The sequence below is a fragment of the Enterobacter cloacae complex sp. ECL411 genome, assembly GCF_021869665.1.
Lineage (GTDB): Bacteria > Pseudomonadota > Gammaproteobacteria > Enterobacterales > Enterobacteriaceae > Enterobacter > Enterobacter intestinihominis.
Genome location: NZ_CP091486.1, coordinates 4,418,994 through 4,444,790, shown reverse-complemented (window position 1 = coordinate 4,444,790; position 25,797 = coordinate 4,418,994). Strand labels below are relative to the sequence as shown.

At 59.2% G+C, this 25,797-nt stretch carries 30 protein-coding genes; 6 read left to right on the top strand and 24 right to left on the bottom strand.

Going from position 1 to position 25,797, the window contains the following annotated elements; all coding sequences use genetic code 11:
• Positions 1-157: 157 nt before the first annotated feature.
• Positions 158-1,183 carry a TerC/Alx family metal homeostasis membrane protein gene (locus tag L3069_RS21385; protein WP_038416880.1) on the top strand — a complete coding sequence of 342 codons (1,026 nt, stop codon included), beginning with the start codon at positions 158-160 and terminating at the stop codon, positions 1,181-1,183.
• Between the two features lie 75 nt (positions 1,184-1,258).
• On the opposite strand, the gene L3069_RS21380 is transcribed toward L3069_RS21385, so the two are convergent.
• The 4 genes from L3069_RS21380 to L3069_RS21365 form a co-directional block, all read right to left on the bottom strand.
• On the bottom strand, positions 1,259-2,416 hold the full coding sequence (locus tag L3069_RS21380) for a DDE-type integrase/transposase/recombinase (protein WP_023305267.1): 1,158 nt from the start codon (positions 2,414-2,416) through the stop codon (positions 1,259-1,261).
• Positions 2,417-2,564: 148 nt separating this feature from the next.
• Entirely contained in the window at positions 2,565-3,227 is a 663-nt protein-coding gene (locus L3069_RS21375) for an HAD family hydrolase (RefSeq protein WP_063201337.1), read from the bottom strand.
• Positions 3,228-3,333: 106 nt separating this feature from the next.
• Entirely contained in the window at positions 3,334-4,128 is a 795-nt protein-coding gene (locus tag L3069_RS21370; protein ID WP_022649696.1) for an SDR family NAD(P)-dependent oxidoreductase, read from the bottom strand.
• Between the two features lie 32 nt (positions 4,129-4,160).
• Positions 4,161-5,042, bottom strand: coding sequence for a LysR family transcriptional regulator (locus tag L3069_RS21365; RefSeq protein WP_023298821.1), 882 nt, complete (start codon positions 5,040-5,042; stop codon positions 4,161-4,163).
• Positions 5,043-5,141: 99 nt separating this feature from the next.
• On the opposite strand from L3069_RS21365, the gene L3069_RS21360 reads away from it, so the two are divergent.
• The gene (locus tag L3069_RS21360) at positions 5,142-5,648 is read left to right on the top strand and encodes a phenolic acid decarboxylase (protein WP_022649694.1); all 507 of its coding nucleotides are present in this window, start codon (positions 5,142-5,144) and stop codon (positions 5,646-5,648) included.
• Between the two features lie 59 nt (positions 5,649-5,707).
• Here L3069_RS21360 and acpT read toward each other — a convergent pair whose 3' ends face one another.
• The 20 genes from acpT to L3069_RS21260 all read right to left on the bottom strand — a co-directional run bounded on the left by acpT (position 5,708) and on the right by L3069_RS21260 (position 22,359).
• The gene (acpT, locus tag L3069_RS21355; protein ID WP_022649693.1) at positions 5,708-6,301 is read right to left on the bottom strand and encodes a 4'-phosphopantetheinyl transferase AcpT; all 594 of its coding nucleotides are present in this window, start codon (positions 6,299-6,301) and stop codon (positions 5,708-5,710) included.
• Positions 6,302-6,303: 2 nt separating this feature from the next.
• On the bottom strand, positions 6,304-7,533 hold the full coding sequence (locus tag L3069_RS21350) for a beta-ketoacyl-ACP synthase (RefSeq protein ID WP_236901897.1): 1,230 nt from the start codon (positions 7,531-7,533) through the stop codon (positions 6,304-6,306).
• Positions 7,530-8,261 carry a 3-ketoacyl-ACP reductase FabG2 gene (locus L3069_RS21345; RefSeq protein ID WP_032626847.1) on the bottom strand — a complete coding sequence of 244 codons (732 nt, stop codon included), beginning with the start codon at positions 8,259-8,261 and terminating at the stop codon, positions 7,530-7,532. Before L3069_RS21345 ends, L3069_RS21350 begins: the two co-directional genes overlap by 4 nt.
• Positions 8,255-8,728 carry a 3-hydroxy-fatty acyl-ACP dehydratase gene (locus L3069_RS21340; RefSeq protein WP_038417084.1) on the bottom strand — a complete coding sequence of 158 codons (474 nt, stop codon included), beginning with the start codon at positions 8,726-8,728 and terminating at the stop codon, positions 8,255-8,257. Before L3069_RS21340 ends, L3069_RS21345 begins: the two co-directional genes overlap by 7 nt.
• Complete coding sequence (locus L3069_RS21335; RefSeq protein ID WP_038416878.1) at positions 8,728-9,894, bottom strand: beta-ketoacyl-[acyl-carrier-protein] synthase family protein; 1,167 nt, start codon at positions 9,892-9,894, stop codon at positions 8,728-8,730. Before L3069_RS21335 ends, L3069_RS21340 begins: the two co-directional genes overlap by 1 nt.
• A 1-nt stretch (position 9,895) precedes the next feature.
• Positions 9,896-10,474 (bottom strand): DUF3261 domain-containing protein, encoded by a 579-nt coding sequence (locus L3069_RS21330; RefSeq protein ID WP_032626841.1) that lies wholly within the window; start codon positions 10,472-10,474, stop codon positions 9,896-9,898.
• Entirely contained in the window at positions 10,471-12,792 is a 2,322-nt protein-coding gene (locus L3069_RS21325; RefSeq protein ID WP_038416877.1) for an MMPL family transporter, read from the bottom strand. The genes L3069_RS21330 and L3069_RS21325 overlap by 4 nt, the downstream gene beginning before the upstream one ends.
• Positions 12,761-13,366, bottom strand: coding sequence for an outer membrane lipoprotein carrier protein LolA (locus L3069_RS21320; RefSeq protein WP_017384113.1), 606 nt, complete (start codon positions 13,364-13,366; stop codon positions 12,761-12,763). The genes L3069_RS21325 and L3069_RS21320 overlap by 32 nt, the downstream gene beginning before the upstream one ends.
• Positions 13,363-13,785 (bottom strand): thioesterase family protein, encoded by a 423-nt coding sequence (locus L3069_RS21315; protein WP_006812302.1) that lies wholly within the window; start codon positions 13,783-13,785, stop codon positions 13,363-13,365. Before L3069_RS21315 ends, L3069_RS21320 begins: the two co-directional genes overlap by 4 nt.
• A gap of 3 nt (positions 13,786-13,788) precedes the next feature.
• Positions 13,789-15,480 carry a glycosyltransferase gene (locus L3069_RS21310; RefSeq protein WP_038416876.1) on the bottom strand — a complete coding sequence of 564 codons (1,692 nt, stop codon included), beginning with the start codon at positions 15,478-15,480 and terminating at the stop codon, positions 13,789-13,791.
• Positions 15,471-15,821 carry a (3R)-hydroxymyristoyl-ACP dehydratase gene (locus L3069_RS21305; protein ID WP_022649683.1) on the bottom strand — a complete coding sequence of 117 codons (351 nt, stop codon included), beginning with the start codon at positions 15,819-15,821 and terminating at the stop codon, positions 15,471-15,473. Before L3069_RS21305 ends, L3069_RS21310 begins: the two co-directional genes overlap by 10 nt.
• Complete coding sequence (locus L3069_RS21300) at positions 15,808-17,154, bottom strand: AMP-binding protein (RefSeq protein WP_038416875.1); 1,347 nt, start codon at positions 17,152-17,154, stop codon at positions 15,808-15,810. Before L3069_RS21300 ends, L3069_RS21305 begins: the two co-directional genes overlap by 14 nt.
• Positions 17,147-17,746, bottom strand: a complete 600-nt coding sequence (locus tag L3069_RS21295; protein WP_038416874.1) for a hypothetical protein — start codon at positions 17,744-17,746, stop codon at positions 17,147-17,149. Before L3069_RS21295 ends, L3069_RS21300 begins: the two co-directional genes overlap by 8 nt.
• Positions 17,718-17,969, bottom strand: coding sequence for an acyl carrier protein (locus L3069_RS21290; RefSeq protein ID WP_022649680.1), 252 nt, complete (start codon positions 17,967-17,969; stop codon positions 17,718-17,720). Before L3069_RS21290 ends, L3069_RS21295 begins: the two co-directional genes overlap by 29 nt.
• An 11-nt stretch (positions 17,970-17,980) precedes the next feature.
• Positions 17,981-18,238 (bottom strand): phosphopantetheine-binding protein, encoded by a 258-nt coding sequence (locus tag L3069_RS21285; protein WP_003861263.1) that lies wholly within the window; start codon positions 18,236-18,238, stop codon positions 17,981-17,983.
• Positions 18,219-19,034 (bottom strand): 1-acyl-sn-glycerol-3-phosphate acyltransferase, encoded by an 816-nt coding sequence (locus L3069_RS21280; protein ID WP_038416873.1) that lies wholly within the window; start codon positions 19,032-19,034, stop codon positions 18,219-18,221. The genes L3069_RS21285 and L3069_RS21280 overlap by 20 nt, the downstream gene beginning before the upstream one ends.
• Positions 19,031-19,753, bottom strand: coding sequence for a beta-ketoacyl synthase chain length factor (locus L3069_RS21275; RefSeq protein ID WP_023307137.1), 723 nt, complete (start codon positions 19,751-19,753; stop codon positions 19,031-19,033). Before L3069_RS21275 ends, L3069_RS21280 begins: the two co-directional genes overlap by 4 nt.
• Positions 19,754-19,878: 125 nt before the next feature.
• A complete protein-coding gene (locus tag L3069_RS21270) occupies positions 19,879-20,928 on the bottom strand; it encodes an AI-2E family transporter (protein WP_003861270.1) in 1,050 nt (349 codons plus the stop codon).
• Between the two features lie 135 nt (positions 20,929-21,063).
• A complete protein-coding gene (locus L3069_RS21265) occupies positions 21,064-21,621 on the bottom strand; it encodes a DcrB family lipoprotein (protein WP_022649677.1) in 558 nt (185 codons plus the stop codon).
• A 72-nt stretch (positions 21,622-21,693) separates the two neighbouring features.
• Positions 21,694-22,359 (bottom strand): 7-cyano-7-deazaguanine/7-aminomethyl-7-deazaguanine transporter, encoded by a 666-nt coding sequence (locus tag L3069_RS21260; RefSeq protein ID WP_022649676.1) that lies wholly within the window; start codon positions 22,357-22,359, stop codon positions 21,694-21,696.
• 169 nt (positions 22,360-22,528) lie between these two features.
• Here L3069_RS21260 and tusA point away from each other — a divergent pair, with 169 nt between their 5' ends.
• The 4 genes from tusA (at position 22,529) to L3069_RS21240 (ending at position 25,796) form a co-directional block, all read left to right on the top strand.
• Positions 22,529-22,771, top strand: a complete 243-nt coding sequence (gene tusA, locus L3069_RS21255; RefSeq protein WP_000130627.1) for a sulfurtransferase TusA — start codon at positions 22,529-22,531, stop codon at positions 22,769-22,771.
• A 234-nt stretch (positions 22,772-23,005) separates the two neighbouring features.
• A complete protein-coding gene (locus tag L3069_RS21250; protein ID WP_038416871.1) occupies positions 23,006-23,977 on the top strand; it encodes a TRAP transporter substrate-binding protein in 972 nt (323 codons plus the stop codon).
• Between the two features lie 12 nt (positions 23,978-23,989).
• A complete protein-coding gene (locus L3069_RS21245; protein WP_023298808.1) occupies positions 23,990-24,499 on the top strand; it encodes a TRAP transporter small permease in 510 nt (169 codons plus the stop codon).
• Between the two features lie 10 nt (positions 24,500-24,509).
• Complete coding sequence (locus L3069_RS21240) at positions 24,510-25,796, top strand: TRAP transporter large permease (protein WP_022649674.1); 1,287 nt, start codon at positions 24,510-24,512, stop codon at positions 25,794-25,796.
• The last annotated feature ends 1 nt before the right edge of the window (position 25,797 follow it).

Here is a 25,797-nt window from a genome sequence, read left to right as displayed (position 1 = left end):
ATGCGCCACCCCCCGTTGTGAGGTAAAGTACACACCTTGCGCAGCCAAAGAGCTGCGGTTTTGTGGGGTATAGGCGAATAACACGCTCCCCCATTCTCACTTCTGGTTTACGCCAGCCTGCATGGTGTTGTGTTTTGTCTTCTTAAAAGGGTTGTCTATGTCTGCTGCTCATCTCGGTTTCCCGACGGAAACCGTTGTTGTCTTTGTGGTGATGGCCGTTGGGGCGATGTTTATCGACCTCTTCATGCACCGTCACGATAAACCGATCTCGCTGAAAAGCGCGGCCTTGTGGTCCATCTTCTGGGTCATGATGGCGATGGCGTTTGCTGGCTTCTTATACGTGCACCACGGCGCGGAGATGGCCAGTCTGTTCCTCACCGGCTATGCACTGGAAGAGGTGCTCTCCGTCGACAACCTGTTTGTGATGATGGCGATCTTCGCCTGGTTCGGCGTGCCGGATAAGTATCGTCACCGCGTGCTCTACTGGGGCGTGCTGGGGGCGATTGTGTTCCGCGGTATTTTTGTTGCCATCGGCACCAGCCTGCTAAGCCTGGGGCCATACGTTGAGGTGATTTTTGCGCTGGTCGTCGGCTGGACCGCGGTGATGATGCTGAAACGCAATGAAGAGAGTGATGAAGTCGAGGATTACTCCAACCATCTGGCGTACCGCCTGGTAAAACGCTTCTATCCGGTCTGGCCAAAAATCAGCAGCCACGCGTTTATCCTGACCCAAAAAGAGGTGGACGCCGAGCTGGAGAAGCCTGAAAACAAGGATGTAATGGTAGGTCGTGTGAAGAAGGCGAAGCGCTACGCGACGCCGCTGCTGCTCTGCGTGGCGGTGGTAGAGCTGTCCGACGTGATGTTCGCCTTCGACTCCGTTCCCGCGATCATTGCCGTCAGCCGCGAGCCGCTGATTATCTACAGCGCCATGATGTTCGCGATCCTCGGCCTGCGTACCCTCTACTTCGTGCTGGAAGCGCTGAAGCAGTATCTGGTGCATCTTGAGAAAGCGGTAGTGTTACTGCTGTTCTTCGTGGCGTTCAAGCTGGGGCTGAATGCGACCGATCACTTCTGGCATCACGGTTATAACATCGGTGCCACGGCAAGCCTGTTTGTGGTGCTGGGGGTACTGGCGCTGGGGATTATTGCGAGCGTGATGTTCCCGGGGAAACGTGAGGCCTGATGTATCGCCCGGTGGCGCTTCTGTATGACCGGATACATAGGTAACAGATCAGACCGGGAACATAGGTAACACTTTTCAGTCTATCCGGAGCACACTCTGGGTTTTTCGGTCGTAGTACGCAAGCGTTATTCCATTAAAGATGATGGCCTCCAGGCCATCATCTTGTTCTTCCAGCATGATGTACTCATCAGTCAGCGCTTCACTCAGGAACACCGTCCCCTTTTTCCCCATATAGAGTGTCCCCCTTGATTTCACCCTGTAGACCGTACCTCCTTCCGGATAAGCATATTCAGGAACCCTGCCATCCCAGTGCCGGCCTGAGGGTTGCCATACCGTTCCGGGCGTTGCACCCGCCAGGGCTTCATGTGGCCTTTCATAGTTAAACTCTTCCCGGTAGCCACTGAACCACCGCTGTTGTTCTTCCATCGTCATAAATATGTTGCCCTGTTTTACTGCACTTTTCAGCGAACGATGCATTCGCTCATGACGGCCGTTTTCTTCCGGATGCCCCTTTCTGATGCGTTCCGGTCTGATGCCCAGCTTTATCAGCCAGACTGCAAGGCGACTTAACCCGGCGATACCTGTTCCTGCGAAAGGCTGACCATTATCCGTTCTCAGGACTTCCGGCAGACCGTACTCCAGGAACGCATCCGTCAGGCACTGCCTGACGAAGGGCTCGCTCTCCCGGTCTGCTCCCCGGCAGCTCAGAAGATACCGGCTGTGATTGTCGGTGAGGGTGAAGGGATGACAGTATTTCCGGCTCAGCAGCCTGAACTTGCCTTTAAAATCAGCGCTCCAGACCTGATTGTTCTCACTGATGATGGTCAGGGGCTGGCGATTGCCCGGGGTTCTGCGTTTTCGCTTTTTATCCGGAACCAGGCCTTCACGCTTGAGGATATCGCCGATAGTACTGGCAGCGGGGACGGTAAAATCGACGTGATGATTGAGCAGCCACATCCGCAGTTTTTTGGGGCCCCAGTCAGGGTGTTTTTGCCTCAGGGCCGTAAGCTGCCCGGCGATATCATCAGGAACTGTCCGGGAGTGGGAGTGCGGAGCACGCGACCGGTCAGAGAGAGATGACAGGTCAGAGGGGTCAAAACGCTGAAGCCATTTGTAACCGGTTTTTCGACTGATGCCGAAGAGACGGCAGAGGGCAGAAAAAGAATCCGTACCTGCATGGCAGGCACGGATGAAATCAAGGCGTTGCATAGGTCGCGTCTCAGTCCAGGGCATAGCGAGTCTCCTCTTCTATGCCAGTTATAACTGTTACCCATGTATCCGGTCTAAAGTGTTACCCATGTTTCCGGTTCATACCCTTCGCTTACCGGGCCTACGATTGGGATGTAGGCCGGGTAAGGCGCAACCGCCACCCGGCAAAAGGCTACTTTATTATCGGTGAGTTTCGGCGCTTGCGCGGATGATGGAAATGGCGCCAGTGCGGATCCTGCGCCGCCGCCAGCAGCTCGTGGTCGCCACGTGTGTCGCCCCAGGCGCGCAGGTGATATGCGTTCAGATCGCCATACACCTTTTCCAGCCTCGCCACTTTCTGCGCGCAGCGGCAGTTGTTGCCGGTGATCCGCCCGGTCAGCTTGCCGTCTTTCACTTCCAGCTGCGTGCCAATCAGCTTAATGCCGAGCTTATCGGCCCACGGCTGCAATACCAGCGCCGGGGAGGCGGAGCAAATCGTCACTTCCGCACCGGAATTAACTTCGTTGGCGACAGCCATGACCCCTTCCGGGCGCATCAGCTTGTTCCAGTATTTTTCACAGAAGGCCTCTGCCTGCTGACGTAACCAGTGCTCATCCACCCCCGTCAGGAAGGTTTTGATCAACACCTCTTTCAGCTCATCACGCGTCAGCTTGCGACGCACGCAGTGCAGCGTGGGCAGGGCCATGCGCACCAGGCGACCCGCAAAGTAGCGCTTGCCAAAGGCAAAGCGCAGGAACGGAATAAAACTGTCGTGGTGCGTCAACGTACCATCAAAGTCAAAGACAGAGAGCACGCTGGACTTCGCCACGGCTTCGTCGGCAATCATATTGGTCATAAATACGTCTTAGCTGAAATACACATTCTGTTCACTAGTTTACCTGCTTTACCTTCACAGTCCTTCTATCCGATCTCATTTTTTCTCGAACCTGTGGCCTGACGGGTCAAACTATGTCATCCACCACGCCACCGTCAACGCGCAGCGCCGCGCCGGAAGTCGCGGAGGCCTGCATGGAACAGACATACACCACCATATTCGCCACTTCTTCTACCGTTGCGGCGCGCTGAATAACCGAGCTGGGGCGATTCTCCATCACGAACGCTTTCGCCAGCTGCTCCAGCGATTTGCCGGTTCTCTCCATCTCGTCTTTCATCATTGCGGCAAAACCGTCCGACATTGTCGGGCCCGGCAGCACGCTGTTCACCGTGACGCCGCTGCCTGCCACGAACTTCGCCAGACCGCGCGCCAGCGAGAGCTGGGCGGTTTTTGTCACGCCATAGTGGATCATATCCGCAGGAATATTGCAGGCCGATTCTGACGAGATAAACACTACCCGACCCCAGCCTTTTTGTACCATACCGGGCAGCAGGGCACGGGAGAGGCGCACGCCGGACATCACGTTGGTTTGCCAGTAGCGTTCCCAGGTCTCGTCGTCGGTGGAATAAAAATCCTGCTGGCCATAGATCCCGGCGTTATTCACCAGAATATCGACGTGCGTGGCGACCCTGAGCAGTTCGTCAACGCCCTCCTGCGAGCTCAGGTCGGCGATGGCGGCACGGACCTGTACGCCTGGCACCACCTGCTGGAGCGCCTGAATGCCTTTGTTCACCGAGTCGACGCTGCGCCCGTTGACGATCACTTCCGCACCGCTCTCCGCCAGTCCGCGGGCGATGGCAAACCCAATACCGCCGGTGGACGCGGTCACCAGCGCTACTTTCCCCGTTAAATCGATTTTCATCGTTCACTCCTTGCCGTTTTATGGTTCAAAACTTAAAGCGTAGCAGTTGACGATGACGGCTCCTGTTTAAAAAGGCGCAACAGCGTCTCAACCTGCTCGTCCAGCGGGCTGAGGGAGCGTTTAACGATGAGGTGCAGCGGCGTGGCGCGTCGAACGCCGTGGCTGAGGGGCAGGATTTTGAGGATGCCCTGCTGGAGCGGGGTCTGAATGCGTTCTTCCGGTAACCAGCCATATCCAACCTGATACATCACTGCTTCGATCGCGGCATCGATGGTGGAGAATGTCCACGACTCCCCGGTGGGGCGAACGGTGGGCTGGCTGTCTGCGATCTGAATGCGCGGCCACGGTCGAAGCATCTCGTCGTTAAGCGGTGTATCCAGCGCAAACAGCGGGTGCGCGTGATGCGCGACGGCAACAAAATCGATATTCATCAGCCATTCGCCCAGGCCGGTAATGTCCTGGCGGCGGGTTAAGACCATCACGTCGGCCTCATCATTGAGCGCATCTGCGCGGCTGTTTTCCAGCACCTCGGTAAGCCGCACCTGCGTTTGCGGGTACAGCTGCTGAAACTGGCGCAAAATCGCGAACAGCCGGCTGCGCGGAAAAATACTGTCTACCATCAGGTCGATACGGGTTCGCATCCCGCTGCGCAGGGTTGCAGCGCGCGTTTCAACGTAGGCGAAGGCTTTCAGCAGCGGTTTAACCTGATTCAGCAACAGCTCACCCGCCGGGGTCAGCACGGCACGGCGTCCCTCTGTCATCAGGAGCGCTACGCCCAGCCGCTCCTGCAAAAGCGACAGGTTATAGCTGACCGAGGACTGGCTGCGATGGGTCTCTTCCGCCGCCTTAGCGAAGCTGCCAGCCTCGATGACTCTTTCCAGCAAGGCCCACTGTTCGAGCGTCGTCTTGTGCATGATTAATCTAAATTTTGGATGAATTTGATTAAAACATAGCGTTATTCATTCATTTTTTGAAGGGGTACGATCGTCTCATCAAAACAAAGGAGACATCTTATGAGCACCTTCGATAAACATGATTTAAGCGGCTTCGTTGGCAAACATCTGGTATATACCTACGACAATGGCTGGAACTACGAAATTTACGTTAAAAACGAGAACACGCTCGACTACCGTATTCACAGTGGTCTGGTGGGCAATCGTTGGGTGAAAGATCAGCAGGCCTACATTGTCCGCGTCGGGGAAAGCATCTATAAAATTTCCTGGACGGAGCCAACCGGTACCGACGTGAGCCTGATTGTGAACCTGGGCGACCGCCTGTTCCACGGCACCATCTTCTTCCCACGCTGGGTCATGAATAATCCGGAAAAAACCGTCTGCTTCCAGAACGATCACATTCCGCTGATGAACAGCTACCGTGATGCCGGGCCAGCGTATCCAACCGAAGTGATTGATGAATTTGCGACGATTACTTTTGTACGCGACTGCGGTGCGAATGACGATAGCGTTATTGCGTGTGCTGCCAGCGAGTTGCCAAAAAACTTTCCAGATAATTTAAAATAAGCTTAGCAACGCGTTAAATGCACAACGGCCATTTCGGTTTTAACCCGAATGGCCGTTTTTTATGCTGCAGAAATACCGGAGTAAGTCACCGATTCCGCCGTTAAGGTGAAAGGCGTAGGAGTACAGACCGCCAGGCTCAGCGAGCCGAAGCGAAGCTGGCTGACCGGGAGCGACTGGGCGGTGCTGTCAATGCTGACAATCTGCCACGCGCTGCCGCCACGCTGTTTGACGATCGCCTCTTTGCGCGTCCAGATGCGCCAGAATGCGGAAAGCTGTTCTTCCGGCGCTTCACGCTCCAGCTCGTCATGCTCGGTGAGGCTGAAAACGGCATTCGCCAGCGCCTGCCAGTTCTCCCGCGGGCGGATCACTTCGATATCGCAGCCAACCTCGCCTTCATCGCTTATCAGCATGGCAATGTCGTCCCCGCTGTGGCTCAGGTTAAACCACAGCGGATGGCCGTTAGCGAAGGCCGGTTTTCCCTGCTCGCCGTAGATTATCTCGGGAAGCGGTGAGGGGGATAAAGTTCTGGCGAGCAGCGTCCGGCCTGCAAGCCAGGAAGCGTATCGCGCACCCTGAGGTGCCATGTCTGCGAGCGTTGACGCCAGCGGGTCCGCGCTAAGGGTGGAGATCTTTCCCAGTACAAACTGGTACATAGTTACGCCCAGCGTTTAATGATTATCGAGGTATTAATGCCGCCAAAGGCAAAGTTATTGCTCTGAATAAATTCGCAATCAATCGGGCGGGTTTCCCCCATAATATAATCTAAAGCGCCGCATTGCTCATCCGGTTGTCTTAAATTGAGCGTCGGCGTGAACCAGCCCTCCCGCATCATATGCAGACTCAGCAAGGCTTCCAGCGCGCCGCAGGCACCCAGGGTATGGCCGAAATAGCTCTTTAAGGATGAAATGGGCACGCTGTCGCCGAAAATAGCGGCGGTCGCCTGACTCTCGGCGATATCCCCGCGATCGGTTGCCGTGCCGTGGGCAGAAATGTAGCCAATGTCCTGCGGGCTAAGACCCGCCATCGCCAGCGACTGCTCCATACACACCTGCATGGTTTCACGCTGGGGCTGGGTGATGTGCGCCGCATCGCAGTTGGTGGCAAAGCCCACGATCTCGCCATAGATTGTCGCCCCGCGTGCTCTGGCGTGATCCAGCGCTTCCAGCACCAGCGTGCCCGCCCCTTCGCCAATCACCAGGCCATCGCGCTGAACGTCAAACGGCGACGGCGTGGTTTTGGGCGCGTCGTTACGCTGGCTGGTGGCAAACAGGGTATCGAAAACCGCCGCTTCCGACGGGCACAGCTCTTCCGCGCCGCCTGCCACCATCACGGTCTGGTAGCCGTGACGAATCGCTTCCCAGGCGTAGCCAATCGCCTGGCTGCCAGAGGTACAGGCGCTTGAGGTGGGGATCACCCGTCCGCGCAGGCCAAAGAACAGTCCGGTATTCACCGCCGTGGTGTGCGGCATCATCTGCACGTAGGTGGTGCCGGCGATGTTGTGGGTGTGCTTTTCGGTGAGCATGGAGGCAAACTCGCTGACCGGTCCGGTGCTGCCCGTCGACGAGCCGTAGGCGATGCCGGTCTGACCGTTGGTCAGCACCGCGTCGTCGATCAGTCCCGCCTGCTCCAGCGCCAGCTCGGTGGCGCGGGTTGAGAGCAGCGACACGCGGCCCATGGCGCGAATGCGCTTACGGGTATAGTGAGCGGGCAGAGTGAAATCTTCAATCGGCGCGGCGAGCAGGGTTTGCAGGCCGTCATACGCCTGCCACTCCGTCATGGTACGTACCGCATTTTCATACTCGCGCAGACGGCGCGAGATGGTCGGCCAGTCCTCGCCGAATGCGGTGATGCCGCCCATGCCCGTAATCACTACCCGGCGGGTCATAGCATGCCTCCGTTGATCGATATCACCTGTCGCGTCACATAGCCTGCTTTATCCGACATCAGGTAGCTCGCCAGCCCGGCGACCTCCTCGGCCTGGCCCATACGCTGCATCGGGATCATCGACATCGCCGCGTTCAGCGCGGCTTCATCCATCTCGATCATACCGGTATCAATCAGCCCCGGCGCGATGCAGTTGACGGTGATTTTGCGTTTTGCCAGCTCGGTGGCGAGCGCTTTGGTGGCGCCGATGATCCCGGCTTTCGCCGCGCTGTAGTTCACCTGCCCACGGTTGCCCATAATGCCTGACACCGACGACAGGGTGATGATCCGCCCGCCCTTGCGGGTGCCGATCATCGGCATAATGCAGGGATGAATGACGTTATAAAAACTGTCGAGATTGGTGTGGATCACGCTGTCCCAGTCATCGTCGCTGAGCGCCGGAAATGCGCCGTCGCGGGTAATACCGGCGTTACTGACCACGCCATACCACGCGCCGTGGTCAGCGATCGCCTGTTCCAGCACCGTACGGCACTGCTCGCGGTTGCCCACGTCAAAGGTGAGTAAACGGCCCGCGCCGCCTGCCTGGACAATCGCCTCCAGCGTCTCCTGCGCGCCCGCTTCATCACGATGGTAATGCACGCCGACGGTGAAACCGTCCGCCGCAAGCTGAAGGGCGATAGCGCGGCCAATGCCTTTGCTGGCGCCGGTGACCAGTACGGATCTCATGATGGTGTTCCCTGGTTAAAAAGTGTGGTTAATTCTTCCTCGCTCGGCTGGAAGGTGTTCACGCGGCCCGTGGCGAGGGAGACATTGTCCGCATGAATGGTGCACTCGAAGCTGCCAAAGCGCTCATCCTGCATCAGACGTTCGATGGTGATGGTCAGCGTGCAGCCTGCGGCAAAATGCCCTGCGTCGCACACCAGCTCGCGCGCGCCCAGCACCATACCCAGCGCACAGTGCGGCAGCCCTTTTTGCATCCGGTGCCATTCAGACCAGACGCCCACGGTCTGAGCCATCAGCTCCAGCGCAAACCAGCCGGGCAGGTTGCCGCCTGCGTCCAGAAACGGCGCCAGAACGCCCCGATCGTTCACCGTCACGTTGCAAACGGCGCGGTCATCGGTGACGCTTTCCACGCTCTCAAGCAGCAGCATCGGCGTGTCGTGAGGAAGATAATCCCCGGGTGGTAAGTAGCGCATCATACTCTCCCCAGCAGAAGGCTGGCGTTGTTGCCGCCAAACGCGAAGGAGTTTGACAGGATCACTGGTTTATTCAGCGGTGCGCTCTGGTGCAGTAGGCCGAAGGCGGGCAGGGTGTCGTCCGGCGCGTAGCGGGAAAAATCCTGCGGCGGCAGCGGCAGGTCTCGGGTCAGGATCAGCCAGCTCAGGGCGGCCTCGGTGATCCCGGCGGCACCCAGCGTGTGGCCGGTAAGATGTTTCGTGGAGCTGCACGGCACGCGGTCGCCAAAGAGATCGTGGATCACCTGCGCCTCAATGCGATCGTTCAGCGGCGTGGCGGTGCCGTGCAGGTTGATATAACCGACGTCCGCCGCCGTCATGCCCGCCTCGTTCAGCGCCTGGGTGATGGCGCGGATCGCCCCTTCGCCCTGCGGATGTGGGGCGGAAATATGGTACGCATCGCTGGATTCCCCCGCGCCCAGGAGCGCAATCTCGCCCGGCTCGCGGGTCAGTACCATCAATGCTGCCGCTTCGCCAATGGTGATCCCCCGACGGTTGCGGCCAAACGGTTCGCACAGGGTCGGGGAGAAGGATTCCAGGCTGTTGAAGCCGTTGACCGGCATTCGGCTCAGGCTGTCGGCCCCGCCGACGATGGCGACGTCCACCAGACCGGCGTCGATCAGGCGTCGACAGCTGATGATCGCCCGTGCGCTGGAGGAGCAGGCGGTCGAGATGGTATACGCCGGGCCGTCCAGCGCAAGCCAGCTGGCGAGAAAGCGCGACGGATCGCCCAGCTCCTGTTGCGGATATTGCCACTGCGGACTGCGCTCGCCGTTCTGCGCGCGGCGCACGTACTCATCACCCTCGTCCAGTCCGGAGGTGCTGGTGCCCAGCACCACCGCCACGCGGTCGCGCCCCACGCGCGCAATGGCCGCATCGACGGCGGGCCGGATTTGCGCCAGCGCCGCCAGCAGCAGCTGGTTGTTGCGACTTCGATGCGCAGAAAAAGACCCGGGGACAGGGGGAAGATCACCCTCTACCCCGCCCAGCACGGCCTCGGGTAGGCCCTGTAGCCAGCCCGCACGCTGGTGCATCCCGGGGGCCACGCCAGCGTTCAGGTTTGCCGCTATTTCATCAGCCGAGTTGCCGAGCGCGTTGACCATGCCAACGGCAGAAAGGTAAATCATCTCAGTCACCCAGATATTGAATGGTGATGTGGTAGTGAAAAGCGTGCTGCACAATGCTAATCGGTTCGCGCCTGCCGTTACGGTTCAGGTAGGCAATTTCCGTGACCAGCTTGCCATCGGGGTTGCGCAGTTCGCGTCTGGTGTCAGTATCGTTCAGCGTCCAGCCTTTCGGCAACTGCGGCTGCCAGGCGCTGAGGGGCCAGTGGCTGAGCATCACGTCGGCCAGCACCTGGCTGGCTGGCGGCAACTGCGGCATCACAACCGACTGCTCGGTGTGGATCCCGGTGTCGTCGTAGGTGGCGAGGAACAGGCGGATCCCGACGGAGGAGAGGCCGGCAAGCGTCACTTTATTTCCATCGGCGTTCAGCATCACCAGCAGCGACTGGGTCTGGCCTTTAAAACTGCCGGTAAGCAACTGCTGCGCGCGGATGGCAGGCGTGATGCCCGGCGGTGGCAGCGTGACGCGGGTGCCGGGCTGGAGCCAGGCCTGAGGGCGCGCGTCATCGCGGTTCGACGTATGGCTACACCCCGCCAGCAACAGGGCCATCATCACTGCCGCCAGGCGAATGAAACGGGTCATGGTAAGTTCTCTTTGTTAGTCGGCATCGCCAGCGGGGCGAGCAGGAACGCGGTGAAGATACCGCTCACCAGCACAATGCCAAAGCTGCTGATGGCCTGAGTGGTGCTGAACACCAGCATTCCCAGCGTCAGCAGGGTGGTCATCATGGCGAGGGTAATCGCCAGCATGGAGGTCAGCGGCGTGCCGCGCGGGTTGCTGAAAAACAGCGTGTAGTTGATGCCAATGCCGAGGACCAGCACCAGCGCCAGCAGGGAAAACAGGTTCACCGGATGGCCCGTCACGGCCAGCGCCGCCAGCCCGCCGCCCAGCGACAGCACGGACGGCACCAGCGCCACCAGCCCTTTTCGCCAGCCGAGGCGCACCACCGCGCCGCAGGCAATCACCGCCAGCGCCACGCCCAGCAGCCCCGTCAGCAGCGCGCGGTAGAGTGCAAACAGGCTGTCGAAGCTGGCCTTACGGTCAACCCAGACGACTCCGGGATGGCGGGCGGCCAGCTCACCGAGCGCAGCGCTGTTTCTGACGCCATCGACCGGGACCAGCACACCGCTTTTGCCGTCCGGCAGCGTCAGCCACAGCAAACGCCAGCCCTCGCTGGCCGGGCTGGCGAGCCACGCCTCTACGCTGACAGGCATGGCGTTCAGATTCGGGGCGACGGCATTCAGCCCCGTGCTTTGCAGCATTTTCGTCACCGTCGGTGCGGCGTTACGCAGAAGTTGCAGATCGCTGTTCTGCCGCGCCAGCGAGTTCAGCGGCAGGGTGCGCCAGCGGGTTAATTCTCCGGCTTTTTGCGCCTGCGCCAGCGCCGGGGTAAACGCCTCCAGCCGCTCCAGCGTTTCCTGAGCCGACGCGCCATACACTACGAACCACTTCTGATCGACATTTTGCCCGGTCAGGGCGGTGATGGTTTTTTCCTGCGCCAGAATGTCCTGCGGCAGCGCCTGAAGCCGGGCGATATCGTCATCCACCCGCAAGCTGGCGATCCCGATGGCGGAGAGCAGCGCCAGTGCTACCGGCAGCCCGACGGAGAGGGCTTTGCTGTCGCGCCAGGCGTTCAGCCAGCGCTGCATCATCCCTCTCAGGGGGATCGGGCGAACCGGCATGCCACGGCACAACCACGGGTGCCAGAAAATTACCGTCAGGCACGAGGCGCTCAGCCCTGCGGCGGCGAACACCGCCATCTGACGAATGCCGGGGAAGGGGGCCAGCATCATGAAGAGATACGCCACGACGGTAGTCAGCAGCGCCAGCAGCAGCGCGTTACGCACTTTTGCCAGGCTTTGCCAGGGCGAGTGTTCCGCGCCGTGCACCATCCGCTCCGTGAGGTAGTAAATCGTATAGTCCGCCGAGATGCCGATGATGCTCATGCTCATCACCAGCGTCATCAGGTGCAGCTCACCGAACAGCAGGAGCGTCACGACCGTCCCCGCCAGCGCGCCGATGGCAATGGAGAGCAGGCTCAGCAGCAGCGGACGCACGGAGCGAAACACCGACACAATCAGCAGGATCACCCCGAGCACCGTGGCGACGCCGAGCGTGGAAATATCTTTTTTAGCCTGCTGGCTGGCGTAATCGCTGTAGAACACCGTCCCGCGCGAGAGCAGCTGCGCCTGTGGATACTGGCTTTTCAGCGTCTGCTGCATCGCGTTGAGGGTGGTCACCAGCTGGTGGGTTTGCTGCATGTCAAACGAAGAGCCTGCCAGCTCGCCGTGCAGCAGATACCAGTAGTTCCCGGCCGCATCTTTTGTCACCAGCCAGCCGTCCATCAGCTGCATCTTCTGGCTGTTCTTCGCCAGCGCGAGCTGCGCGCCGCGCATCAGCATCAGCGGATCGTTTTGCAGCTCCTTGCCGCTCACGCCGGAAAAGGCGGAGTAAAGCTGGGACAGGATCCACTGAGCCTGCGCTTCACCGCCGTTTTGCAGGCGGGCGCGGGTGGCCGGATCGACCAGGCCATTGCGGTGCTGCCAGAAGAAATCTCCCCAGGCCTGTTGCCCGGCGGCGTCCAGCGGGCCTTTTACCTCGCTGAGCGCCTGGCTGCGTTGCAGCAGGGTTAACCACTGCTGCGCCACGCGCGGGTCCGGCTGTTTACCGGGGCTGACCAGCCAGATGAGCTGGCGGTCGAGGCGCTGCATAAATCCGTCGTTGAGGGCGGGAGGGATCGCGCCGAGCGTCTGTTTCGGCAGCATGGCGAGCACGCTGCTGTTCAGCCGCGCGCCGGGCAGCAGCGACAGCAGCACGCCCAGCAGGATCAGGCATACCGCGGCCCACAGCAGCGCCGGGCGCAGGGCGTTACGGTGCGGCAAAGCGCTGGCGTTCTGCATCGGTCAGGCGGGCGGGCGTCAGTTGGTGGCGGGAGAGGGCGATATCCGTCGTGTCGCCTTGCTTATCGTTCAGGCGAATGGATTCCAGATAGATCGCGCCCTTCAAATCAAGGGTGGAGAAAATCTTGTCCAGCGGCGTGGTAACGGGCGTCAGCACCAGCGACCAGCGGCCTTCGCCCAGGTCTTTGAAATCGATGCGGAAGTTCTCTTCCAGCACCTTGCGGTCGGCCTGGAACAGCGCCCGCAGCAGATGGTTGAACTGGAACATCTGCGGGTTAGTGTCGGCGGTAATGGTCTGCGGCGGCTGACCGTTGACGATTTGCACCATTCGTTTGTCATCCAGCAGCAGCGTCATCGGGAACGGCGCTTTTTGATCCCACAGCAGGCCATTGTCACGGGCGATCAGCATCTCCCCCTGCGAGCGCAGGGGCTGAGGCATGTCCTTGATCGTGCGGGTCTGTTCGAAGTGTGCGCGCACCACCGGTTGCTCCGCAAACCGCTGTTGCAGTTCATCCAGCGTGACCGCGTTCACCAGCGGGCTTACCAGCAGCGCGAGTAGCGTTATCCACTTCATGGCGCGATCCCCATGCGTTCGAACAGAATTGCCGGGCTGACAAAGCACATCTCCCGGCTTGCTTCTTCCACCGCCACCTGAATGGTGTAGCCGGTGGTGGTGCGTTTCCCGGTTTGCGCGTCGAAGATTTGATAGGCGATGCGCAGACGGTTTTCAACCTCTTCAATATGGGCGCGGACGCGAATGCGCTGCTCGAAGGTCACCGCGTCGCGGTATTTCACCCGGGTATCCACCACCGGCCAGACGTAGCCGGACGCTTTCATCTGGCGATAGCCGTAATCAAACTGGTTGAGCAGCGCTTCGCGGGCAATCTCAAAATAGCGGAAATAGTTGCCGTGCCACACCACGCCCATCATATCGACGTCGTGGAACGGAACGGTGATTTCAACTTCAGCCGTAAAGCGGGGATCGGTCAGCACCCTTTACTCCTTCTCGTTGACCTCTGGCAGCTGCCAGAAATCGAAAAAATTAAACCAGTCGAGCGGCGACAAGAGCGCGTAATGCTCCAGCCGCTGCGCATAGCGATCGACGGTCTGCTGTAGCGCCTGCTGGCGTTCGCCGCGTGGCAGCAGCAGCGGGTCGGCAAACGGCTCGCAGTGCAGGGTCAGCTTTCCCTGCTGGCAGAGGGCAAAAATCAGCACCACCGGGCAGCGCAATAGGGACGCCAGGATAAACGGTCCCTGCGGGAACGGCGCGGGCTGGCCCATAAATTCGCTCCATATCACCCGCCAGCTGCCGCCGCGCTGCGGGGTGACGGCGATCCGATCGCCCACGATTGCCACCCACTCGCCGCGATCCAGCTTCTCTTTAATGAGGATGGCGGTCTCCGGGCCAATGTCGGTGACCGGCATCAGGTGAATGCCCGCCTGCGGCGCCATCTCCTCCATCACCTGTTTAAAACGCTGAGCATTGTCGCTAAAGACCAGCGCGTTGATGGTTTTCGCCCCTTCGCGCTGGGCCAGCGCCCGGCAGGCTTCCACATCGCCAAGATGCGACGCGAGCAGCAGTTTGCCCTGAGGATCGTCAAGACCCAGCGCCTCCTGCGCGCCTGGCGCAAAGACCAGATCGCGATGAAGCTTCATTTCGCCGCGCCAGCTGGCCACTTTGTTCAGCATGGCATGACCGAAGCGCAGGAAGTGGGAAAAACTGTTAAGCCGTGCGGGTTGCGGCATTTGCCGCTGTGCCATCACCGTTTTAACCCGCGTCAGCCACTGCTGCGACGCCTGACGCGCAGCGCGGGCGGTCAGCCAGTAGACGGCCGTAACCGGCCACAGCAGGATGGTAAACGCCTTTCGCCCCAGCAACTGCCAGACGCGCAGCATCAGGCGCATGCCCCATAATCCTTTCACCTCCTGCTGCTGCGCCCAGTGCTGCGAGCGGCGACGCATCAGCAGGGAAGGAATGCGCGGCAGCATGCCGAGAAACAGACGGGTATGCATCAACGAGATGCGCACGTTGTCTTTCAGGGCATCGAAATGGGATACCCCGTCCGGCGGATAGGTCACGCGGGTGGGCAGAAAATAGCTGGTGTTGCCCTGCCAGTAGAGGCGCACCATCACTTCAGTATCAAAATCCATCCGCCTGCCGAGCGGCGTGCCCGCCGCCAGGCGCATTACCGGCGCTATCGGGTAAACGCGAAACCCGCACATGCTGTCTTTTAGTTGCAGGGAGAGGGTTTCAATCCAGACCCAGACGTGTGTTATCCAGCGCCCGTACAGGCGCGAACGGGGGATCGAGTCATCATAAACGGGCTGACCGGAAATGAGCGCATCGGGATGGCGTTCGGCCAGCGCCAGCAGTTTGGGGATGTCTTCAATAGCGTGCTGGCCGTCAGCGTCCACCTGAACGGCGTGGGTGAAGCCGCGATCGGCACAGGCTTTCAGCCCCTGCATCACCGCCGCGCCTTTGCCGCTGTTTTCGGCGAGGCGCAGCAGCGTGACCTGCGGACGATCCGCCGCCAGCGCTTCAAGCGTGCGGCGCGTGGTTTCATCGCTGCCGTCGTCCACCACCAGACAGGGCAGATCGAAAGGCGCCAGGCGCGCCAGCACCGAAGCCATCATCGCCCCGTGGTTGTAGCACGGGATCAGGACGCAGGGACGGAAGGTTACTGACATAAGCGAATCTTCCCGCTGCTGGCGGTGTGACGCTCGTTACCCGCATGGCGCTGGTAGCTAAAGGTCAGCATCTGGCGTTCGGGCTGCCAGGCAAGGAGCAGCGTGACCGTGTTCTCCGGTAACAGCGGGGCGGCGAACTTTACGTTCTGAATACTGTGAAAACGGTAGCCCGGCGCCAGCGCGGCGGCGTAATGCATCACCCGGTCGAGCTGGGCTACGCCCGGCAGCAGCGGCTGTACGGCGAAATGTCCCTTAAACCAGAGCAGGTCAGGATCAAGATAAAGGGTTATCTCCAGATACCCGGGTCCAGGCTCGCGGCGTTCGATTTCAGGGATTTTCATGAAACAACTCCTGTAGCTGCGCAGTTACGCGCTTGTTCATGCTGTTGACCGGAATTTCATCAACGATCCGCCAGTAGCGCGGCACGGCAACCGGTTCAAGCCAGGGGCGAAGGGCGCGACGCCAGGCGAGCTCCTGCGCTTTTTTGCTCTGTTCGTGTTGCTGACGCACCGCTTCATTCAGCACCAGCAATACGCCAATACCCTGGCGCCCGCCGCGCGTCACCGTCAGCGCGGCGGCTTCGCGGATGCCGTCCAGCGCCAGCAGGCGGCGCTCAATGTCATCGAGCGAAATGCGCTTATCTTCAATTTTGACCACCCGACCGCGGCGCCCGACGAGGCTGAACTGCCCGTCAGCCGTGAAGTGCAGGATATCATCCAGCAGGACCCCCTCCGCCTCGGGGATCAGCGGCGACGTCACGCGATCGCCGTGAAACGTCACGCCGGGGAAAGGCTGCCAGCGGATGCTTTCCTCCTGACGGTAGCGCCAGGCCATAACCCCCGTTTCTGTGCTGCCATATATTTCATCCGGCCAGACGTTGAGCCAGGCCTGAACCGCGGCGACCTCCTGCCAGGGCAGCGCGCCGCCAGCGGAGAAGAGCAGGTTGACGGGGGGCGGCGTCAGTGACGCGTCCAGCCGCTTGAGAAACGCCGGACTGCTGATGAAAAGATAGCGTTTATTGTCGGGAAGGGCAGAGAGCTGCTCGGCATAGTTGAGCAGGCTGGCGTGCAGCGGCAGGCCGAGCGCCATGGGTAAGACGACACGAAACGTCAGGCCATACAGGTGGTGCAGCACCACGGAAGCGACGACGTGACAGCCTGCCAGACGCTCGCCAAAATGTTCCGCCAGCAGACGAGCCTCACGATCCAGGCTGACCACCGGCTTACTCACCCGCTGCGGCGTGCCGGTCGAGCCGGAGGTGTAAAGCTCGATCGTGCGCATCTCATCGATGGCAGGCAGCGGTGAAAAGGGATGCCCTGCCCGCTGAGCGGAAGCCACCCGCAGCTGTCGCCCCTGAAAATCGAGCGTGGTGTCGCTCAGGACGCCGCTGAACAGCGCCCGCTGTTCGTTAAGCTGTGCCGCCCGGCTGTGCCCGGGGAGGACCGGCGTTTTACCCGCATGCAGCGTCGCCAGCAGCGCGACAATAAACAGATAGCCGTTTTCGATGCACAGCGCCCAGCGCTCGCCTTCTTCATCACGCAGCGTGTCGACCAGCTGAGTGACGTCGTGGCGCAGATCGCCAAGCGTCCAGAGATGGTTGTCCTGCCAGGCGACAGGGGTGTCGTCAGGGCGGGGGGCACTGAGCCACTGGCTAAGCGGGAGAGGGTTAAGCATCGTTTTTCATCACCCGTTGTCGCACCAGCCACTCGCCGGCCATCAGCGTGCCCATCAGGAGATAGGCAATCATCCCGTTCCACAGCGTCCACAGACGGATATCGGCGTGTAATACGGTAAACAGCGCGATCGCCCCGTTAATAATAAAAAAGCCGCACCAGACCCGGGTAACCCGGCGCGTGTAACGTACCCCGACGGGGGAGAGATCCGGTTCACGCAGGCGCGCCAGCCGTTCGACGACAGGCATTGCCGTCCACAGCGAACCGCCAAACACCACCAGCATCACCAGATTCACCACCACCGGATAAAACAGCACCCACTGGTGCGCGTGCAGGACGTAGCTCGCCGCGCAAAGCGCTATGCCAGCCAGCGCCACGCTCACGAAAAGATAACGCAGGGGACCGCCCTGCCGACGGGCCTGGCAGACGCGTAACAGCAGCACCAGCGCCATCACGGGCAGTATCCCGTGCAGGCTATTATTCGCCAGCCCGAAGCCGATCAAAAACGGCCATGCCAGCAGCATCAGCCCCGTCAGGGCGGGAAGAACTGGAATCGAACGCACGTTACGCGTCGCGCTGAAGCTGTTCCACAACGTCCACGACGTCCTGCACCGTGCGCACCGCTTTGAAGGTTTCGGGCTTGATTTTATGGCCCGTCTTCTTTTGCAGGTGCACTACCATATCGACGGCATCAATGCTGTCGAGATCCAGATCCTCGTAAAGCCGTGCCTCAGGGGTAATATCCTCCGGAGCGACTTCAAACAGCGTAATAAGAAGCGCAGAGACTTCCTGATAAATCGTTTGTTGTTCTGTCATAGCGGTCATTCTCAGGCGCGTTGTTGATGAATAAAAGCCGCGAGCGTGGCAACGGAATAGAAGTGCTGACGCATCTCGTCACTTTCGGCAGAAAGCACTACGCCGTACTGATTTTTTACCGCCAGCCCCAGCTCAAGGGCGTCGATTGAGTCCAGACCGAGGCCGTCGCCAAAGAGCGCGGCGTCTGTATCAATATCCTCTGGGGTAAGTTCTTCCAGATTCAGCGTAGAGATAATGAGATTCTTAATTTCAAGATAGAGCGCTTGCATCTTTCGTTCCTGACAAAGATTGAAGACCGGTTGTTAACTGATGCTGCATATGCCGGTTTAACTGCCTTGCTGCCAGCGCCGGTTCGTGCTGACTCGCATCATAAAAATCATGAATGTTGATGCGTTCGCGAACATCCACGGTGAAAACAGGTTTGTTGGGGGGCACGTTATACCAGTTGCTCTGTTTATCCAGCATCCGTTCGCTACAGTGGATCACCACCACGCGCACGGCGCTGTTGCAGCGAACGGCGATATTCGCCGCCCCACGTTGCAGGGTCATGGCTTCTCCCACCCGGGTGCGGGTGCCTTCAGGGAAGATAAGCAGGGTGTCGCCCTGGGCCAGACGCTGCTGGCTTGCGGCAAGCAGCGTGTCGGCTTCGCTGTTAATCAGATAGTCCGCCGCGCGGATCACGCCGCTGACGAACGGGTTACGCAGCAACGCGCTTTTCACCAGACAGTCAGTTTCGTTCATCACCGACGCCAGCAGAACGTAGTCCAGCAGCGAGGGATGGTTCGCAATCACCAGACAGCCCCGCTCGGCGCGCAAAACGTCCAGGTTGTTGAAACGGTAATCCAGTACCCCTACACCGCGTACCACCGCGAGGAACAGGCGGAAACTGGCAGAAATAGTGCGGCGTGCCAGGCGGCGACGTTGGGTGCGGTCACGCTGGAAAATCAGCAGCAGGTTAAACCACACCAGCGACAGCGTCAGCCCGCCGAGGCCGAACAGGGCGAAGCACAATCCGGTCATCAGCATGCGCCATACCCGATCGAGGCGGGAACGTAACCCTCTCATTGGCGCGTCCATTGCCACAGCAGGCGCTCGCCCGGCAGGGTAAACTGGCGCTCGTCCCGCAGGTAATGGCGCAGGAACTGCAGGCTTTGCGGCAGCGCGGGCTCTTCAGGCCTGCGGTTGGCGTGCGTTTCACAGCTGAGCGTATTTCCGGCCTCAATTACCAGCGCCAGCGCGTAGGGCCAGACGGGCATCTGCGGCGGCAGCCCGGCGTGATAAAACTCTGGCAGCAGACCGTCGAAATCTACCAGCAACACGCGTGAGTAGCCCGCATGCAGCAGGCTCAGCACCTCGCATAAGCTCTGTTGGAAGGTATCCATACCGGCGGAAACCGACGAAGAGACAACAGGCTGACGCGCGGCGATAGTGAGATTGCCGACCGCCGAGTTGTGTACCGACATGGCAAAATCGGTGGGGGAAACGGGCTGATCTGCCGCCAGGGCCTGGAGAATACGAAAATTGCGTTCCAGCTCCCCGTGACGGCTGCTGTAGACGACGGCGTCGATGCGGTGTTTGCGCAGCATCATCAGGCCAAGATCGACGGCCAGCTTGCTGCCTGAATTCAGGCGGCGGGCGGTCATCATCGGCAGATCGGTCAGTTTCGCCAGCGGTGCATCAGGATCGATGGCGTCAGACCGGCGTGACCATGCCTGCCATTCGTCGGCATCGCTGAGTCCTGGCGCTCTTGCCTGCCAGTCGATAAGGGTAAGTGTAAATTTCATCTACGCGCGTCCGCGATAAACCTGTTTCTGTGACTTTTTCTTCGCCAGCGCGATTTGCTGCGCACATCGTACAATGTTGTCGTCGCGCTGGCGAATAAACGTCACTTTTAACCCTTTCCACCCGGTTATCCCGGCAAACGGCTTTTTGGCCGACCCGGACCCAGCAGAATGGCGAGTTTACTGCCTCCTTTCGTGGTTTCCATCCAGATTTTACAGACGCTGGTGAGCGGCACGGAGAGCAACATGCCCACCGGTCCCAGCAGCCATCCCCAGATCAGTAACGATAAAAACACCACCATCGTCGACATGCCCAGACGGTGACCCATCATGCGCGGTTCGAGAATATTGCCCAGCACCATATGCACGACGAGGAACAGCGCTCCTACCAGCATGCACTCATAAAAACCGTTAAACAGGAACGCCTGGATCATCGGCGGAACGGCAGAAAGCACCGCGCCGATATTGGGCACGTAGTTCAGTAAAAACGCCAGCACGCCCCACATCAGCGCGAACTGCACGTCCAGCAGCACCAGCCCCAGCCAGACGATCACGCCGGTCCACAGGCTTAACAGCGTTTTCAGCGCCAGATATTTGGACACACCCTTCAGCGCGCGATGCAAGCCGGCAATGTGGATCTGCGGATTGTTCAGGGCAAAACGCAGCTTATACGGCACGTGGCGCACTTCGAACAGCATAAACACCACCGTCATCACCAGCAGCAGAATGCTGGCCATTGCCCCGGAAAGCCCGGTCATCAACGTGGTGGCGTAGGTCATCACCTTCTCGGAATCCATCCGGCGCAGCATCCGTTCCGGTGAGATATGCAAATTAACGAACGGCAACATGCGCTGGAGATCGACCAGCTTGCGCGTCAGCTCTTTATTGTACTGCGGCAGCATGGTGGAAAATTCGCTCAGCGAGGCGGCGAGCACGCCGAACAGCGCCGTCAGGACAACCAGCATCACCATCACCACAATGGTAATCGCGACCGGGCGGCTGATGCCCCGGCGTAAAAACCACGTCACCAGCGGGTTGAGGACGATGGCGAAAAACAGCGCCAGCAGAAGCTGAACAATGATATCCGCCGCCGCATGGATACCCGCAAGGATAACCACCAGGCAGGCGAGTTTTAATAAAATATGAAGTCCGGCTTTGTCGGGCGGGCTGGCAGTCATAAGAATTCCTTTTTCCGGGGGGCTTGCTAATTGTAGTGCGCCGGATTCGCTTCGTCTGGAGCGTTAGTCTTAAAGTCATGGAAAAAAAATGGCCCCCGGCGCAAGCGACGGAGGCCACGTCATCCTGGTGAACGATTACTGGATCACGAGGGTGTTAATGATGTTTTCAGCGGTTGCCTGCGCTTTTTGCTGATTATCTGCAGGCAGAGTGATCTGCATGGTCAGCAGTTTATTATCTACCTTGCCGAGAACCACGGAGGAGTAAGCGGTCTGGCCTTTGGCGGAGATGATGCTGTCCAGCTGTTGCAGCGTGTGGCCTTTCAGCTCGATAGACTTATTGGTCACCACCTGAAGCTGCGGGTCGCGGCTGCGCTGCTGATCTTCCAGACGTTTGGACAGCACACCCAGATCTTCGCTGGTATCGTCACCGACAATCACAATGACTGCTTTTTGCCCGGTGGCATCGGAGTAGACGTGCATGTTGTTCGCCTGGGTGCCCAGCTTACCGCTCTGATCGGTCATGTCCGCGGGCAGAGAGAAACTGAGTTTGCCATCCATCAGGCTCACCGGCTGACCGGTGGCGTTGCTTTCTGCTGACGCGCCCTGAGCAGGCGTTTTGGTGTCGCTGTTATCACAGGCTGCAAGGCCAACAACCAGCAGGCCAATCCCGACATATTTAACCAGATTGCGCATTGACTTCTTCCTTTCGATAAACGGCCATAGCGGCTCATTCGTTCATCTTATCACAACTGATAAAGCGAACCCTTAACCTGCCTGCAATGCGGAGATTTCAGATTTATCTGCCAGTCTTTTCAGCAGCATATTCAACAGCACGCCGTACATCGGCAGGAAGAAGACCAGGCTGATAAGCACCTTAAAGGCGTAGTCCACCAGAGCGATTTCCATCCAGTGTTCTGCCATGAAGGCGTCCGGGCTGCGCCAGAAGGCAATGAAGAAGAAGGCCAGCGTATCGCTCACGTTACCGAACAGCGTGGAAGCCGTTGGTGCCATCCACCAGCGATGGTTCTGACGCAGGCGGTTAAACACGTGGACATCGAGGATCTGCCCCAGGGCATAGGCCATAAAGCTGGCGGCGGCAATACGCGCGACGAACAGGTTGAAGTGCGTCAGCGCTTCGAAGCCCTGCCAGCTGCCCATGTAAAACAGCGAGGAGATGGCGTAGGAGACAAACAGTGCCGGGATCATCACCGCAAAAATAATCCGCCGCGCCAGCGGTGCGCCAAAAATACGCACGGTTAAATCCGTCGCAAGGAAAATAAACGGGAAACTGAACGCGCCCCAGGTGGTATGGAAACCAAAAATGGAGATGGGGAGCTGTACCAGATAGTTACTGGAGATGATCACCAGCAGATGAAATAGCGAAAGCCAGAACAACGCCTTGACGCGTTGCGATTGTGTAAAGGAGTTCATATTGTACCTTTTTGATTAATATTTGGGGTGAGGGAACCCAATAAAGCCGCCGCATGATACTGCTTTAACGACACTTTGCAATGGCTAATTTTCACGCAATCGTTAACCTGGTTTGCATTGGCGATAGCGGGGCGTAAACTACAGCCGTTTTTACCTGAACGAGAAGAACATGACCGACCTGTTTTCCAGCCCAGACCACACGCTTGATGCTCAGGGCCTCCGTTGCCCGGAGCCGGTAATGATGGTGCGTAAGACCGTCCGTAACATGCAGAGCGGCGAAACGCTGCTGATCGTCGCCGATGACCCGGCTACCACCCGTGATATCCCCGGCTTTTGTACCTTTATGGAACATGAGCTGGTGGCGCAGCAAACCGAGACCTTGCCGTACCGGTATTTGATTCGTAAGGGGTAAGTGCGGCCTGACGCCCGGCGGCGCTTCGCTTGCACGGGCCTACGGGTGTAGTAGGTCGGGTAAGGCGCAGCCGCCACCCGACAAGTACTCATCACAATTTCGAACCATCGTTTCAAAATTTCGCGCTTTTTGTGAGGCGCTTCACCCTCCTTTTTCCAGCCGTAGTCTAATTTTTAAACGTCAAAAACTAAAACATCGTTTTAACGCTTATTTCACTACCCTGGAGTTGACTCAATGAAAACGACCCTCAAGCCGTTACTGGCTGCTCTGTGCCTGTCTGCTTTTGCCTGCACCGTTTCTGCCCAGACCATCAAAGCCGCCGATGTGCATCCTGAAGGCTACCCGAACGTGGTGGCGGTTCAGCAGATGGGTGAAAAACTCAAACAACAAACCGATGGCAAGCTGGAGATTAAGGTCTTCCCCGGCGGCGTGCTGGGGGATGAAAAGCAGATGATTGAGCAGGCGCAGATGGGGGCGATAGACATGATCCGCGTCTCTATGGCGCCGGTTGCCGCCATCCTGCCGGATATCGAAGTGTTTACGCTGCCCTACGTATTCCGCGATGAAGACCACATGCACAAGGTGATCGACGGGGATATCGGCAAGCAGATTGGCGACAAGCTGACCGCCAACCCGAAATCGCGCCTGGTCTTCCTCGGCTGGATGGATTCCGGCACCCGCAACCTGATCACCAAAGAGCCAATCGTTAATCCGGAAGACCTGAAAGGGAAGAAGATCCGCGTCCAGGGTAGCCCGGTGGCGCTGGCCACGCTGAAAGCGATGGGGGCGAACTCGGTGGCGATGGGCGTCAGCGAGGTTTACAGCGGCATGCAGACCGGGGTGATCGATGGCGCGGAGAACAACCCGCCAACCTTTATCGCCCACAACTACATGCCGATCGCCAAAAACTACACGCTGAGCGGCCACTTTATCACTCCGGAAATGCTGCTCTACTCCAAAGTGAAATGGGACAAGCTCAGCGCTGACGAACAGCAAAAGATCCTTACGCTGGCCCGCGAAGCGCAGTTCGAGCAGCGCAAGCTGTGGAATGCGTATAACGACCAGGCGCTGGCAAAAATGAAGGCTGGCGGCGTGAAGTTCCACGATATCGACAAAACGGTGTTCATCAAAGCCACTGAGCCGGTGCGCGCGCAGTATGGCGACAAGCATCAGGATCTGATGAAAGCCATCGCTGACGTTCAGTAATCCGGAGTACGTATGTCCGAACTCTACCTGAAGTGGATGGATCGTCTGTACCTGCTCGCCATGGCGGTGGCGGGTCTCTCGCTGCTGGTGATGACGATTGTCATCCCCATCGGCATCTTCTCACGCTACGTGCTCAACCGCGGCGAATCCTGGCCGGAACCGATCGCCATTATCTGCATGGTGACGTTTACCTTCATCGGCGCGGCGGTGAGCTACCGCGCCGGGTCGCATATCGCGGTCAACATGCTTACCGACCGCCTGCCCGCGTCGCTGCAAAGGCTGTGCGCGCGGGTAGTGGATCTGCTGATGCTGCTGATTTCTGGCCTGATGTGCTGGTACAGCTACTGGCTGTGCGTTGAGCTGTGGGAGCAGCCGGTGGCGGAGTTTCCGCTCCTGACCTCCGGCGAAAGCTATCTGCCTCTGCCTGTCGGGTCGGCCATTTTGATCCTGTTTGTGCTTGAACGCCTGCTGTTTGGCTCGCAGGAAAACCGTCCGGTCGTGCTGATCGGCAATCACAGTTAAGGGGTGAACAATGGATGCTTTTGTTTTGTTATTCACCCTCGCCATTTTGCTGGCGCTGGGGATGCCGGTGGCCTTCGCCGTCGGCTTAAGCGCCGTGGCGGGCGCGCTGTGGATTGACCTGCCGCTGGAGGCGCTGATGATCCAGATCACCAGCGGGGTCAATAAATTTACCCTGCTGGCAATCCCGTTCTTCATTCTTGCCGGGGCGATCATGGCGGAAGGGGGCATTGCCCGACGGCTGGTGAATTTCGCCTACGTGTTCGTCGGCTTTATCCGCGGTGGGCTGTCGCTGGTGAACATTGTCGCCTCGACGTTCTTCGGCGCGATTTCCGGCTCGTCGGTGGCGGATACGGCGTCTATAGGCAGCGTGATGATCCCGGAGATGGAGAAGAAGGGTTATCCGCGCGAATACGCGGCGGCGGTGACGGCCAGCGGGTCGGTGCAGGCGATTCTGATCCCGCCCAGCCACAACTCGGTGATTTACTCCCTGGCGGCGGGGGGAACGGTCTCCATCGCCACGCTGTTTATCGCGGGCGTGCTGCCGGGCCTGCTGCTGGGGGTGAGCCTGATGGTGCTCTGCCTGTGCTTCGCCCGCAAGCGCGGCTACCCGAAGGGGGACAAAATCCCGTTCAGGCAGGCGCTGAAAATTATGCTCGATGCCCTGTGGGGGCTGATGACGGTGGTGATTATCCTCGGCGGGATCTTGTCCGGGATTTTTACCGCCACCGAATCTGCCGCCGTGGCCTGCCTGTGGGCGTTCTTCGTCACCATGTTTATCTACCGCGACTACAAGTGGAGCGAACTGCCGAAGCTGATGTGCCGCACGGTGAAAACCGTCACCATCGTGATGATTTTAATCGGCTTTGCCGCGGCGTTTGGGGCGGTGATGACCTACATGCAACTGCCGATGCGCATCACCGAATTCTTCACATCGCTCTCCGATAACAAGTACGTGATCCTCATGTACCTCAACATCATGCTACTGCTGATTGGCACGCTGATGGACATGGCGCCGATCATCCTGATCCTGACGCCGGTGCTGCTGCCGGTGACCAATGCACTGGGTATCGACCCGGTGCATTTTGGGATGATCATGATGGTTAACCTGGGGATTGGGCTGATCACGCCGCCGGTCGGATCGGTGCTGTTTGTGGCGAGTGCGGTGAGTAAGCAGAAGATCGAACACGTGGTGCGGGCGATGCTGCCGTTTTACGGTATGTTGCTGGTCGTGCTGGGGATGGTGACGTACATTCCGGCGATTTCATTGTGGTTGCCGGGGCTGTTAGGGATGCAGTGAC